This window comes from Streptomyces violaceusniger Tu 4113 (assembly GCF_000147815.2).
GTDB classification, from domain to species: domain Bacteria; phylum Actinomycetota; class Actinomycetes; order Streptomycetales; family Streptomycetaceae; genus Streptomyces; species Streptomyces violaceusniger_A.
In genome coordinates this window covers 1566725-1579988 of the sequence record NC_015957.1, presented here as the reverse complement: position 1 = coordinate 1579988, position 13264 = coordinate 1566725, and the positions used below count along the sequence as shown (strand labels likewise).

Below are 13264 nucleotides of genomic sequence, written 5' to 3'. Positions count from 1 at the left end.
CGTCAACACCCCGGCTATCCTCCTAACCCTCACCGGGGGCGAGCACGCCCGACCCATGCTCATGAGGGGCGGAGAATGATCGAGGCAGTCGGTCTGACGAAGCGCTACGGCGCCAAGACGGCCGTGTACAACCTGTCCTTCCAGGTGCGGCCCGGCGCCGTCACCGGCTTCCTCGGGCCCAACGGGTCGGGCAAGTCCACCACGATGCGGATGATCCTGGGCCTCGACGAGCCCACCGCCGGCCATGTCACGGTCGGCGGCTACCCGTTCCGCAAGCTGCCCAACGCCCCGCGTCAGGTGGGCGCGCTCCTCGACGCCAAGGCGGTGCACGGCGGCCGCAGCGCACGTCACCATCTGCTCTGCCTGGCCCAACTGTCCGGGATCCCGGCCCGCCGGGTCGACGAAGTGCTGGGCGTGGTCGGCCTGCAGAACGTGGCGCGCAAGCGCTCCAAGGGCTTCTCGCTCGGCATGGGGCAGCGTCTGGGCATCGCGGCCGCCCTCCTCGGCGACCCGCAGGTGCTGCTCTTCGACGAGCCGGTCAACGGCCTGGACCCCGAAGGCATCCTCTGGGTCCGTAACTTCATGAAGCAGCTCGCCTCCGAGGGCCGCACCGTCTTCGTCTCCAGCCATCTGATGAGCGAGATGGCGCTCACCGCCGACCATCTGATCGTGATCGGGCGCGGTCAGCTACTCGCGGATATGAACGTCAAGGACTTCATCTCCTACAACTCGGCGGACTTCGCACGCGTCCGCACCCCCGAGAGCGACCCGGGGCAGCGCGAGAAGCTGACCGCCGCGCTGAGCGAGGCGGGCGGCCAGGTGCTCCCCGAGCAGGACGGCGCACTGCGGGTGACCGGGCTGCCGCTGCCGCGCATCAGCGATCTGGCGCATGGGGCGGACGTCCGGCTGTGGGAGCTCTCCCCGCACCAGGCGTCGCTGGAAGAGGCGTACATGCGGATGACGCAGGGCGCGGTGGACTACCGCTCGACCGTCGACGAGCGCGCCGGCCTCCAGCAGCAGGTGCCCGCCGCGGTGCCGCAGGGCGCGCCGTACGGCTATGCGCCGGGCGCACCGGGCGCACCGATGGGCTTTCCGCAGGCGACCGTACTGCCGGGGTACGCCGAACCGCCGGCCCCGCCACAGCCGCAGCCGCAGCCACAGCCACACGCTCCGGGCATGGCCATGCCCGGAGCCCCTGCCGCACCTCCCGCTCCGGCCGCCCCCGCGACGCCGCCCCCGGCTCCCCCCGCTCCCCCGGCTCAGCCGCCCGCGGCGCCCCCCGCCCCCGCCGATCTGAACAAGAGCGACAACGAGGACGACGCCCGATGACGACCCCGTACCAGCACCAGTCCCAGGCGCCCGTCCCCCCGCAGGGTCCTCCCCGGACCGCCCCGCAGATGCCGCCGCAGGCCCCGCACCAGGCAGCCCCACACCAAGCGGCCCCGCACCAGATGGCCCCGCACCACCCCGCGCCCCAGGCGTACCAGCAGCCGGTGCCGCCCGGGCCCCCGTCGCAGCCGTACGCGGGTATGGGGCCGTACACCTCGCCGATCCCGGTCCAGCGCACCCACCTCGGCAACGCCCTCGCCTCCGAGTGGACCAAGATCAAGTCGGTGCGCTCCACGATCTGGACGCTGGGCATCATGGTCGCGCTGGTGATCGGGATCGGACTGCTGGTGGCGGTGACCACCAGCAGCTCCGACTACCTCGACGTTCCCACCACCCTCCCCGGATTCTTCGGCACCCTGCTCGGCCAGCTGTGCGTCGTCACTCTCGGGGTGCTCGTGATCACCTCCGAGTACGGCACCGGGATGATCCGGACCACCCTCACCGCCTCCCCGCAGCGCTCACGGGTGCTCACCGCCAAGGCGCTGGTCTTCTTCACCCTCTCGTTCACCACCACGACCGTCTCGCTCGCGCTGGTGGCCTACGCGAGCATGGGGATGCACAGCGGGTCGGGTGTGCCGGAGCCGACGGGTGACGAGATCCTGGGCGCGACGGTCGGCGCCGGGCTCTATGTGTCGCTGCTGGGGCTGCTCTCGCTGGCCGTCGGAGCCATCCTGCGGCACTCCGCGGGGGCGATCACCACGATGCTCGGTGTGGTGCTGCTGCCGGCCATCCTCCCCGCGTTCCTGATGATGTCGGACAGCCTGCGCGGCCTGGGAACGAAGATGCTGGAGTACTCCTCGCCCCAGTCGCTGGCCTCCCTCTTCCGCCTCGACGAGAGCCTGAACAGCGGCTGGCCACAGCTCTCGGCGCTGGCCGTGGTCACGGCAGCGGCGATGATCGCCGCGTATGCGCTGCTGGAGAAGCGGGATGTGTAGCGCTCCGTAGCCCCTACGGAGGTCAGGGCCCGAGTACCAGGACCTGGGTGCCAGGGCCCGAGTCAGTATCGCGGTGCGTTACGGGACCGCTGGAGCTTGGCGCTCCGGCGGTCCCGTGCGCTCCAGCACGCCTTGTGCCAGTGGCGCCGGTCGTCCGCGCCCACATGCTGCTGCCAGGCGACCACATGCGCCACCCCCGGCGGAATCTCCTGGTCACAGCCCGGGCAGCGGTAGTGCTTGGCGGCGGCCCCGCCGCCGACCTGGCGGACCACCCACTCCTCGTCCTGCCAGGTCTCCATGCGATCGAGACCGTAGCGATTCGCACTCTCGTGGCCGACGGGCTGCTCGCCGCCTCGCGGGCGGTTTCGGCGTGGAGACACAGGGCACCTCGACAGAACTGTGACTAACGGGCTGTGACCAGCGTACGCGCTACGGTCACCGCCCTGGAAAGTCGTTGTCCACACTCACCCTCTGATCATCATGAAAACTTCATGCACGGCCGTGCCCTTGGCACGTGTCAGGCGTTATTGCCTACAAGGGGGGATGCCCGCGCCGGCACATCAGCCGCGACAAGGAGGCAGGATCACGATGGATGTGGGGGCTTTCATCCTGGCCGCTCAATTCCCAGGCCAGGGGCAGGAGGAGGCGCTGCACCGGGCGGTGCGGTCGGCCGAGATCTCCGAGGAGGCGGGGCTGGACGCGGTCTGGGTCGCCGAGCACCACTTCGTTCCGTACGGCGTCTGCCCGTCCGCGGTCACCCTCGCCGCGCTGCTGCTGGGACGTACCCGCCGGATCGGCGTCGGTACGGCGGTGAGCGTACTGCCGACCGCGCATCCCGTCGCACTGGGTGAGCAGGCGGCACTGCTCCATCTCCTCTCCGGTGGCCGGTTCACGCTAGGGGTCGGCCGTGGCGGCCCCTGGGTGGACCTCGAGGTCTTCGGCTCGGGGCTGCGGGCGTACGAGCGGGGCTTCCCCGAATCACTCGATCTGCTGCTGCGCTGGCTGCGCGAGCCACGGGTGGGGGCGGACGGTGAGCGGTTCGCCTTCCGCGAGGTGGCGGTGGTGCCGCGCTCCGACGACGCCCTCGCCGGGCCGGCGGCGGATGCCCCGCCGGTGGTCGTCGCCTGCACCTCGCCCGCCAGTGTGCGGCTGGCCGCCGGGCGCGGGCTGCCCATGCTGCTCGGCATGCACTACGGGGACGAGGAGAAGGCCGAGGTGGTCGGCCTGTGGCGGAAGTCCGCGCTGGAGGCGGGCCGTTCACCGGAGGATGTCGAGGCGGTGGCGGCGCGCCATGTCTCGGCCGGGGTGGCGCAGATCGCGGACGACCGCCCCGCGGCGGCCGAGACCCTCACCAAGGCGATGCCCGGCTGGTTACGGCAGGGTCTTGAGGCGCATGTGACGGTCGACGGCCGGGAGCGCCGGATGCGCGACCCCGTGGCCTATGCGGAGCTGCTGTGCGAGCTGCATCCGGTGGGACCGCCGCGGCTGTGCGCCGACCGGCTGGCGGCGACCGCGGAGCGCACCGGGATCCGCCGGTTCGCGCTGCTGGTCGAGGGCTCGGGCGACCTGGTCGCCACGGAGGAGAACGTACGACGGCTCGGTGGTGAGGTGCTGCCGCTCCTGCGCTGATGCACCTCCCCCTGGTGGAGCGGCAGCGGACATCGCGTCAGCAGTCGCGGAGTTCGGGTGACTGATTGAGCAACTGCCCCCGGACCGAGGTGAAGCGGGAGAGGCGTTCGTCGACGGACGCGTCCATCGGGAAGACGGCCACCCGGTGACAGTTCTGGAAGGCCAGCCGCACCCCGAAATGGCGCTGCAGCGCGCCGCGTATCGCGTCACTGGCGAGTGCGCGAAGCAGTTGACCGCGTGCCTGCTCATCGGGCGGCGGCGTCTGGTTGTCGGCGAACTCCCCGCCTTCCACCTTCAGTTGGGCCACCAGCGAGCTGATCATCTCCCATGCGTAGGGTAGGGAGTTCCGGACGCAGTCGACGAAGGCCGCTTCGTCGACTTCGCCTCGCTCGGCCTGTTCGAGCAGGGCCGGTGAGACGTCGAGCGACATGGGTTCTCCTCTCGCGACCCCGCGAGCGGGGTCTCAGGGATGGGAAGGGCGGACGGCGACGCAGCGTACCCGTCCGACGACCGCCCGCTTCAACGGTAATTCGGCCACTCCACCCGCACCAGGAGAATGGGCACACAACCAGCCATTCCCGAAGGGGTCCATCGACGGACGAATCGCGTCGGGCGGCGGTGGTCGAGTAGCGTTGCCGACCATGCGTCTCGTCATCGCCCGGTGCTCCGTGGACTACGCCGGCCGCCTCACCGCCCACCTCCCCTCGGCACCCCGCTTGATCCTCGTCAAGGCCGACGGAAGTGTGTCCATCCACGCGGACGACAGGGCCTACAAACCCCTCAACTGGATGTCTCCGCCGTGCACGCTGAAGGAAGGCGACGACGATGTGTGGACGGTCGTGAACAAAGCGGGCGAGAAGCTCATCATCACCATGGAGGAGGTCCTCCATGACTCCTCGCATGAGCTCGGCGTCGACCCTGGCCTGATCAAGGACGGTGTGGAGGCCCATCTGCAGGAGCTGCTCGCCGATCGTATCGAGACACTCGGCGATGGCTGGACGCTTATTCGGCGTGAATACCCCACTGCCATCGGTCCCGTGGACATTCTCTGCCGCGACGCGGACGGGACGACGGTCGCCGTGGAGATCAAACGCCGTGGTGAGATCGACGGTGTCGAGCAGCTCACCCGCTATCTCGAACTCCTCAACCGGGACCCGCATCTCGCCCCGGTGAAGGGCATCTTCGCCGCCCAGGAGATCAAGCCCCAGGCCCGCGTTCTCGCCACGGATCGGAGCATCGGCTGCGTGGTGCTGGACTACAACGCGCTCCGGGGCATCGAGGACGACAAGCTCCGCCTGTTCTGACACGGGGCTGACGCCGGGCCGACACGGGGGCGCCGGGGCCGTCGGGCCCCGGCGCCCTTCCGTCGTACGGGCGCCATGGGGCGACGAGATCACGCCACGGAGGCCGGGCGCCGTCTGGCGTGATCCGGCGCCCAGGGCCCGCGCCGCCGTGCTCTCCCGTGCGGCGTTCCCCGGCTACGCGACCGGAGAGGCGGTGCCCGACGCCGTGTGGGTCGTGGGCGCGCTCGCCGTATTGGACGTGTCGCCCGTGGAGGTCGGCGTCGGGGCGGAGGTCGTGGGCGTCGGCTTGGTGGGCTCGCCGGTCGGCGTCGGCGGCTTGGTCGTCGGCGGCTTGGTCGTCGGCCGCGGACCGCCGGTCGTGGGGTCCGACGACGGCGGCGAGGGCGGCTGCTCGGTGTCGGAGGGCGAGCCGCTCGTGGACGACGGGTCGCCGGACGCCGTGCTGTCGCTGGGCGAGCCGCTGCTGCTCGGGGCGGTCGGGGAGGTGGACGCCTTGGGTGTTCCGCTGAGGCCGGGCTGGGGGCCCTGGCCGGTGCCGCGCGTGGGCTCGTCGGCGGTCAGGCCCTTGTCGTCGTCCTGCTGGGAGGCCGACCGGTCCGGCTTGACCTTGTCGGAGGGGCTGTCGGAGTCGTCGCCCGAGGTGGCGCCCAGGGTCACGACGGTGCCGAGCGCGGCCACCAGCAACACGCCCGCGGACGCCGCGACCACATTGCGCCGGGCACCCCGCACCGCCATCCGGCGCAGACCGCGCGGCTCGCCGTCCGAGGGCCCGGCGGCGGCGGAGGCGGAAGCGAGGGCCGAGGGAGTGGCGGGGGCGGCCACCGTGGTCCGGGAGACGGCCGGGACCACCGCCGTCACCGCCCTTGTCGGGGCGGGGGTACCCGTGGCGGGCAGCGGCGTCGTCGTGGCCGCCTTCGGGGTGACGATCGTGGTCTCGGTGCCGTCCGGTGCGGCGCCCGCCGCCGGGGGCGTCACGTCCTCGCCCTTACGGCTTCCGCCGCTCGCCCCGAACGCCCCGGCCATCGCCGAACCGGGCGAGCGGTCGGCGACCAGCGCCAGCGCGCGCCGGCCCGCGACCGTGCCCCGCTTGTCCGCGAGGACGCCCCGCAGCCCGATGGACGCCTCCAGCTCGGCGCGGGCCCGTTCCGGATGGCCCGTGCACAGCGCGAGGACGCCCAGCTCGTGGTGGAAGTACGCCTCGTCCGCGACCAGTCCCGCCAGCCGCGCGGCCTCCTGGCCGTGCCGCACCGCGCGCTCCCAGGCGCCCCAGTGCAGCGCCGCGGCGAAGGCGGGCGCGGCGGCGCGGGCGAGGAGCACGGCGGCGTCCGCGTGGCCCGCCTCGCGGCTGCCGATGAGCGCGGTCATCGCCGCGAGGATCGCGTCGGCCTCGGCGGCGACGCGCTCGGGGGCCACCGAGGGGTGCCCGGCCCACCAGGCGTAGTGCCCGGCGACGGCGTGGGCGCGCCCGGCATCCGCGTCGGCGTAACCCTCCTCCGCGAGCTGGGCGGTGACGCGCGCCGCCAGCCGGTGGTGCGCCCCGGCCGCGGTGACGAGGCCGCAGCCGAGCAGCTCGCCGAGGGCCGCGTCCGCGTGGGTGTCCGCGGACAGGGCGCGCAGATGCACCTGGTGCGGGCATTCGCCGCCGAGCGCGACCGCGAACCGCAGGGCGTCGTGGGCCGCCTCGCTCAGCCGTCCGGTCAGCAGCGCGGCGGGGGACGCCGCCTCGGCGATCGAGGGCAGCGGGACGTCATGGCCCGCGCCCGCCTCCCGCGCGGAGGGGTCGTCGCGCAGGGCGTCGCGCTGCCGCAGCAGCGCGCCCGCCTGGACGAAACGCAGCGGCAGCCCCTCGGACTCGAACCACAGGTCCGCCGCCCAGCTCGCCTCGTCCCCCTCCAGGGGCCGTCGTGCGGCCCGCGCCAGCAGCTCCAGACCGGCCGTACGGCTGAGCCCGGAGAGGAAGACCTCTTCGAGGTGGGAATCGGGGGACGGTGCCGGGACCTCGGGGGTGGCGGAGATCAGGAACGCGCATTCGGGGGTCGCGTCGAGGAACTCGTCCAGCGCGGCGCCGCCGAACTCGACGTCGTCGAGGACGACGACCGCGCCGACCCCCTGGACCGCCTCCATCAGCTCCGCGCGCTCGGGCCGGTACAGCGGGGCGCTGAAGACGGCGGCGTAGAGGTCGTGGAGGAGGTCGGCGGGGGTGCGGTGGTAGCCGGAGAGGCGTACGACACCGTCGGGCGCGAGCCGCTCGCAGTCGGCGGCGACGGCCTCCAGCAGGGTGCTGCGGCCCGCGCCGGAGGGCCCGGTGACCCGCACCGAGCGGCCGCGGGCGAGCAGCCGGGCGAGCCGCTCCCGCTCCTCGTCGCGCTCCAGCATCGGCAGGTCGGGCAGGACGGTGCCGGAGGGACGCGGCGCGGCGGCGGCGTGGCGCAGCTCGGCCCGCTCGTCGGGGCCGCGGCGCTCGGGCCGGGCGGGGCGCTCTCCGGGCGGGCAGGGTTCTATCTCGCTGCCGTCGACGGGGTTGACCGTGAGCAGGTAGTCGCCGGTGACGATGCGTGCGGTGCGGGCGGGAGGCCCAACAGGATCTGAAGCGACGGAAGATGCGGAGGAGGCCGACGAGGCGGAGGAGCCGGGCGCCGGGCTGCCCAGAGGCGGCGTCGGTACGTCCCTCGGCAGCCCCGGCGGCGCGGGCGGGCGCGAGGGCGAGCCGGCGCCGGGAGTCTCCGCCGCATGCGGCGCACCGGACGCCGCACCCGGCCCGGACTCGTCCCAGCCGTGCTCCTGCGATCCGCGGTTCTTCGGGTCCATGGTCCTTGCCCCCCAGATGCGTGGCGTGCTGTAAGGCTCCCCGGCCTGCCTTCGCTTCTGGTCCGGTGCCGCCGTAGGGAATGTGTCCGGCATCCACCGAACCCCGGGCCGTATCACCCGGCCTGGACCTGCTCACAGTATCCACCGCGCGGGAGGGGGCCCACGCCACCCCGGGTAACCCACCACCCCCGGATATCCGGCCGCGCGGCTCACACTCGCGGCAGTGACTCCGCCTCCAGCCCGCCCTCGATCGCCAGGATGCGGTGCAGCCGGGTGGCCACCAGCAGCCGCTGCATCTGGGGCGGCACCCCGCGCAGCACCAGCCGTCTGCCCACCCGGCCCGCGCGGCGGTGCGCGCCCATGATCACCCCGAGCCCGGTGGCGTCCCAGGAGTCCAGTTCGGTCAGGTCGAGAACGAGATCCCCGCCGCCGGCGTCGACGGCGGTGTGCAGGGCCGTACGGGCGTCCGCCGCGCTCCGGACGTCCAGTCGGCCCCCGACGACCAGCTCGGCGTGGTCGCCCCTGATGTGCATATGCGCTCCCCTATACGGTGCGTCGTGTCGTCAATGCGCCATTTCTGTCTACAGAACTGACTGCCTCTCACACGCGGAAGTTGCCGTCTGTAAGCGAACCGATACCGAATTCACCCGGGAGGGTGAGTTCCGGGCCTGGCGCCACACCAGGGCCCTCAGTAGCGGTAGAAGCCCTCGCCGCTCTTACGGCCGATGTCCCCCGCGTCGACCATCCGGCGCATGATCTCCGGCGGTGCGAACTTCTCGTCCTGCGACTCGGTGTAGATGTTGTCGGTGGCGTGCAGCAGAATGTCCACGCCGGTCAGGTCGGCGGTCGCGAGAGGTCCCATCGCATGGCCGAAGCCCAGCTTGCAGGCCGTGTCGATGTCCTCGGCCGTGGCGACCCCCGACTCGTACAGCTTCGCCGCTTCCACGACGAGTGCGGAGATCAGCCGGGTGGTGACGAAGCCCGCGACATCGCGGTTGACGACGATACAGGTCTTGCCGACGCCCTCCGCGAACTCCCGTGCGGCGGCCAGGGTTTCGTCACTCGTCTTGTGACCGCGGACCAGCTCGCACAAACCCATCATCGGGACGGGCGAGAAGAAGTGGGTGCCGACGACCCGCTCCGGGTTCCGGGTGGCGGCGGCGATCTTGGTGATCGGAATGGCGGAGGTGTTCGAGGCCAGGATCGTGTCGTCCTTGACCAGTTCATCGAGGGTCCGGAAGATCTCCCTCTTGACCTCGACCTTCTCGAAGACCGCCTCCACCACGACATCCGCGTCGGCGGCGGCGTCGAGGTCGGTCGTGGTGGTGATCCGGCCCAGCGCCCGCTCGGCCTCCTCCGCCGACAGCTTGCCCTTGGAGACGAACTTCTCGTACGAGGCCCTGATGCCGTCGGTGCCGCGGCGCAGCGCCTCATCGGTCACATCGCGCAGCACCACGTCCCAGCCGGCCTGGGCCGAGACCTGCGCGATACCGGACCCCATGAGTCCGGCTCCGATGACCGCGAGCTTCTTGGCCACGACACACACCCCTCTGTTCCATCTGATCCGGTCAACAGTCCGATGTGCCGGACCTTAACGCCCGTTCACCCCCGCGGGCAGCCCCTCGTAACGCGCGTCACGGTGTGTTCTTCACCGCATAGTTGAGCACCGTGTCACTGAGAAGCGACTCCATGACATCGACATCGCGGAGGGCGTCCTCGGCGACCTCGGCCACGCCGCCGCCCTCCGCGAGCCCGCGGATGATGGAGCGCAGGACGGCGTTCTGCAACCCGATGAGCTGATGCGCGATGAACTCGGGCGTCGGGTCCCGCGGGTCGGCGGCGGCCTCCTCGCGCAGCGTGGCACCGAGCTGGTGGACCGTCTTGCCCTGGATGGCGAAGAGTCTGGCCATCAGCGTCGGGGACTCCACGATGACCTGACGGAACCGCTCATAGCCCTCGGTCAGCCCGACGTAGGGGTGCCGTTCGCGGATGTCCTGGCGCAGCCGGTCCATCAGCGCCTGCGCCGCCGAGCGTCCGGCCGCGCGCTCGCGTACGAGCCGGGAGGGGCGGTCGACGACCTCCTCCTCGCGGTCCACGAAGAGGTCCTCCTTGGCCGGGAAGTAGTTGTAGACCGTGTTGACGGAGACCTCGGCCGCCTCGGCGATCTCCGCGATCGTGACCGCGTCGAAGCCGCGCTCCATGAACAGCCCGGTCGCGACGTCCGAGATGTGCTGCCTGGTCTGCCGCTTCTTCCGCTCCCTGAGTCCTTCCGCCATGGCCTCATCCTAGCTTCGCTGGGGCTGTTTGATTTTTGGAGTCGTTGCAAAATTAGTGAGTCTCTGTTTTTCTGAACCGCATGGCAGTCATCACGACGAACGGCCTCACCCACACCTTCCGGACCAAGCGCGGCCCCGTGACCGCCGTGCGCGGTATCGACCTGACCGTCGAGCGCGGTGAGATCCTGGGCTTCCTCGGGCCCAACGGAGCGGGCAAGACCACCACGCTGCGCATGCTCACCACGCTGCTCCCGCCCACCGGCGGCAGCGCCACCGTCGCCGGGCGCGACCTCGCCCGCGATCCGGCGGGGGTGCGCCGGCGGATCGGATACGTGGCGCAGGCCGGCGGGGTCGATCCGGCCGTCTCCGTACGGGAGGAACTGGTCACCCAGGGGCGGCTCTACCGGATGGCCAAGGCCGAGGCGACCGCCCGCGCCGGGGAGCTGGCCCGGGACCTGGGCCTGACCGAGCTGCTGGACCGCCCCTGCGCCGCGCTCTCCGGCGGACAGCGGCGGCGGCTGGACATCGCCCTCGGCCTGGTCCACCGGCCCGAGATCCTCTTCCTGGACGAGCCGACCACCGGCCTCGACCCCGGCAGCCGCGCCGATCTGTGGGAACTGATCCGCAAGCTGCGCTCCGAGCACGGCATGACGGTCTTCCTGACCACCCACTACCTGGACGAGGCGGAGGCGCTGGCCGACCGTCTGGTCATCGTCGACCAGGGCCTGGTGGCCGCCGAAGGGACGGCGGAGCGGCTCAAGGCCGAGCACGGCGGCTCACCGGACGCCACCCTCCAGGACGCCTTCATCGCCATCACCGGGCGCGGCACCGCCCCGCGGAACCCCGCCCCGCTCGCCGTCTGACGCGCGGTCACCGATGCACCCCAGCACCGAAGCAGTCCGCCCCCAAGGAAGGCCCCATGCCCCCACTCATCGCCGACACGGCCCTGATATTCGGCCGCTACGCCCGCCAGACGCTGCGCTCCAAGCCCGCCCTGATCTTCGGGATGGTCCAGCCGCTGCTCTTCCTCGTCCTCTTCGGCCCGCTGCTCACCGATCTGCCGCTGGGCGGCCGGGCCGGCTCCTGGCAGACCATCGTCCCCGGAATCCTCGTCCAACTCGGGCTGTTCAGTGCCTCGTTCACCGGGATCGGGCTGATCCTCGAGCGGCGCACGGGCGTCATCGAGCGGATGCGGGTCACCCCGGTCAGCCGACTGGCACTGCTCATGGGCCGGGTGCTCAAGGACGTCGCCCTGCTGCTGGTGCAGTCCCTGCTGCTGGTGTGCGTCGCCGTGGTGCTCGGGTTGCGCGCCCCGGTGCTGGGCGTGGCGATCGGCTTCGTCTTCGTCGGCGTGCTGACCGTCTCGCTCGCCTCGCTCTCCTACGCGCTGGCGATGCGGGTGGCGTCCCCGCAGGGGTTCGCGCCGGTCATCAACTCCGTCACCATGCCCGCGATGCTGCTGTCCGGGATTCTGCTGCCGATGTCGCTCGGGCCCCGCTGGCTCGACGTCGCCTCGCACTTCGTGCCGTTCCGCTATCTCGTGGACGGGGTGCGGGCCGCCTTCGCCGGCGAGTACGGGGACGGGAAGATCGCGCTGGCCGCGCTGGTGGCCGCCGCGCTCGCGGTCGTGGCCGTCACCCTCGGGGCACGGCTCTTCCGGCAGGCCGGGGCGTAGGGCCGCCGCGTAGGCTCGGCCCCATGGTCAATCTCACCCGCATCTATACGCGTACCGGGGACACGGGCACCACCGCCCTCGGCGATATGAGCCGCACCGTCAAGACCGATTCGCGGATCGCCGCGTACGCCGACGCGAACGAGGCGAACGCCGCGATCGGGGTGGCCATCGCGCTGGGCCAGTTGCCCGCCGAGATCGTCAAGGTGCTGGTCCGCGTCCAGAACGACCTGTTCGACGTGGGCGCGGATCTGTGCACCCCCGTGGTGGAGAACCCGGAACACCCTCCGCTCCGCGTCGAGCAGAGCTACATCGACAAGCTGGAGGCGGACTGCGACGGCTTCCTGGAGAGCCTGGAGAAGCTGCGCAGCTTCATCCTCCCGGGCGGCACCCCGGGGGCCGCGCTCCTGCACCAGGCGTGCACGGTGGCGCGCCGCGCCGAGCGCTCCACCTGGGCGGCGCTCGCCGAGCACGGGGAGTCGATGAACGCGCTCACCGCCACCTATCTCAACCGGCTCTCGGACCTGCTGTTCATCCTGGCCCGCGCGGCCAACAAGGAGGTCGGCGACATCCTGTGGGTCCCGGGCGAGAACCGCTGAAAAACCACGGGCCCCGCCGGCCCAGCCGCGCGTGGCAGCGCGTCGCCGGGGCCGACGGGGCGGGGGCGGGGCTCGGTGACCTGTCCGCTACGGGGGTTAGCGGGCAGAGGAAGCCGAGCGCTCCCGCTTCGGGAAGAGTGTGTAGCTGAGCGCGATGGCCACGTTGATGCCGATCAGGAACAGCATCTTCAGCTGCCAGTCGCGCAACGAGCCGATCTCGCCGTCGTCGCCGACGTACCAAATCGCGCCCTGGAGCAGAGCGATGGCGATGACCGCCGCCAGCACCCAGCGGCCGGCCGTCTTCCACTCGTGCAGCGTCTTCGCCGCACCGAACTTCGCCGGCTTGACCGGCGGCGGGCCACCGAAGTAGCGGTGGGCCACCCGGACGTCGACCCATTTGATCGTCGAATGGCCGAGCGCGGCCGAGTATCCGATGTAGACCGCCGCGAGGCCGTGCTTCCAGTCCGGTTCGGCGCCGTTCCGCAGGTCGATCACGGTCGTCACGAACAGCACCAGCTCCAGCAGCGGCTCGCACAGCAGCACCACGGTGCTGGCCTTCGGCATCTTCGCCACGTACCGCAGCAGAATCCCGATGGCCAGCAGCACCCAGAAGCCGACCTCACAGGCGATGATCAACGCGACAACCACGATG

General features: G+C 71.7%; 14 protein-coding genes. 7 read left to right on the top strand and 7 right to left on the bottom strand.

Annotated features, from left to right (window positions below):
• The first annotated feature begins 75 nt into the window (after positions 1-75).
• Entirely contained in the window at positions 76-1329 is a 1254-nt protein-coding gene (locus STRVI_RS07115) for an ABC transporter ATP-binding protein (RefSeq protein WP_014054947.1), read from the top strand.
• A complete protein-coding gene (locus STRVI_RS07110; protein ID WP_014054946.1) occupies positions 1326-2324 on the top strand; it encodes an ABC transporter permease subunit in 999 nt (332 codons plus the stop codon). The genes STRVI_RS07115 and STRVI_RS07110 overlap by 4 nt, the downstream gene beginning before the upstream one ends.
• Before the next feature lie 62 nt (positions 2325-2386).
• On the opposite strand, the gene STRVI_RS07105 is transcribed toward STRVI_RS07110, so the two are convergent.
• Complete coding sequence (locus STRVI_RS07105; RefSeq protein ID WP_014054945.1) at positions 2387-2704, bottom strand: hypothetical protein; 318 nt, start codon at positions 2702-2704, stop codon at positions 2387-2389.
• A 208-nt stretch (positions 2705-2912) separates the two neighbouring features.
• On the opposite strand from STRVI_RS07105, the gene STRVI_RS07100 reads away from it, so the two are divergent.
• Positions 2913-3953: an LLM class flavin-dependent oxidoreductase gene (locus STRVI_RS07100; protein ID WP_014054944.1), complete on the top strand. Its 1041-nt coding sequence runs from the start codon at positions 2913-2915 to the stop codon at positions 3951-3953.
• 37 nt (positions 3954-3990) lie between these two features.
• On the opposite strand, the gene STRVI_RS07095 is transcribed toward STRVI_RS07100, so the two are convergent.
• A complete protein-coding gene (locus tag STRVI_RS07095; RefSeq protein WP_014054943.1) occupies positions 3991-4383 on the bottom strand; it encodes an SCO5389 family protein in 393 nt (130 codons plus the stop codon).
• Positions 4384-4594: 211 nt separating this feature from the next.
• Between STRVI_RS07095 and nucS the strand changes: the two genes are divergently transcribed.
• On the top strand, positions 4595-5257 hold the full coding sequence (nucS, locus tag STRVI_RS07090; protein ID WP_014054942.1) for an endonuclease NucS: 663 nt from the start codon (positions 4595-4597) through the stop codon (positions 5255-5257).
• Positions 5258-5431: 174 nt separating this feature from the next.
• On the opposite strand, the gene STRVI_RS07085 is transcribed toward nucS, so the two are convergent.
• The 4 genes from STRVI_RS07085 to STRVI_RS07070 form a co-directional block, all read right to left on the bottom strand.
• The gene (locus tag STRVI_RS07085; protein ID WP_014054941.1) at positions 5432-8065 is read right to left on the bottom strand and encodes an ATP-binding protein; all 2634 of its coding nucleotides are present in this window, start codon (positions 8063-8065) and stop codon (positions 5432-5434) included.
• A gap of 209 nt (positions 8066-8274) precedes the next feature.
• The gene (locus tag STRVI_RS07080; RefSeq protein ID WP_014054940.1) at positions 8275-8598 is read right to left on the bottom strand and encodes an STAS domain-containing protein; all 324 of its coding nucleotides are present in this window, start codon (positions 8596-8598) and stop codon (positions 8275-8277) included.
• Positions 8599-8753: 155 nt separating this feature from the next.
• Positions 8754-9602: a 3-hydroxyacyl-CoA dehydrogenase family protein gene (locus tag STRVI_RS07075; RefSeq protein WP_014054939.1), complete on the bottom strand. Its 849-nt coding sequence runs from the start codon at positions 9600-9602 to the stop codon at positions 8754-8756.
• 97 nt (positions 9603-9699) lie between these two features.
• Positions 9700-10341: a TetR/AcrR family transcriptional regulator gene (locus STRVI_RS07070; RefSeq protein WP_014054938.1), complete on the bottom strand. Its 642-nt coding sequence runs from the start codon at positions 10339-10341 to the stop codon at positions 9700-9702.
• Between the two features lie 80 nt (positions 10342-10421).
• On the opposite strand from STRVI_RS07070, the gene STRVI_RS07065 reads away from it, so the two are divergent.
• From STRVI_RS07065 to STRVI_RS07055, 3 genes are read left to right on the top strand one after another with little or no spacing between them, the layout of a single operon-like run.
• Positions 10422-11204 carry an ABC transporter ATP-binding protein gene (locus STRVI_RS07065; protein WP_014054937.1) on the top strand — a complete coding sequence of 261 codons (783 nt, stop codon included), beginning with the start codon at positions 10422-10424 and terminating at the stop codon, positions 11202-11204.
• A gap of 56 nt (positions 11205-11260) precedes the next feature.
• Complete coding sequence (locus STRVI_RS07060) at positions 11261-12016, top strand: ABC transporter permease (protein ID WP_014054936.1); 756 nt, start codon at positions 11261-11263, stop codon at positions 12014-12016.
• Positions 12017-12039: 23 nt separating this feature from the next.
• The gene (locus tag STRVI_RS07055) at positions 12040-12612 is read left to right on the top strand and encodes a cob(I)yrinic acid a,c-diamide adenosyltransferase (RefSeq protein WP_014054935.1); all 573 of its coding nucleotides are present in this window, start codon (positions 12040-12042) and stop codon (positions 12610-12612) included.
• 96 nt (positions 12613-12708) lie between these two features.
• Here STRVI_RS07055 and STRVI_RS07050 read toward each other — a convergent pair whose 3' ends face one another.
• A complete protein-coding gene (locus STRVI_RS07050) occupies positions 12709-13260 on the bottom strand; it encodes a hypothetical protein (RefSeq protein WP_014054934.1) in 552 nt (183 codons plus the stop codon).
• Positions 13261-13264 lie beyond the last annotated feature (4 nt).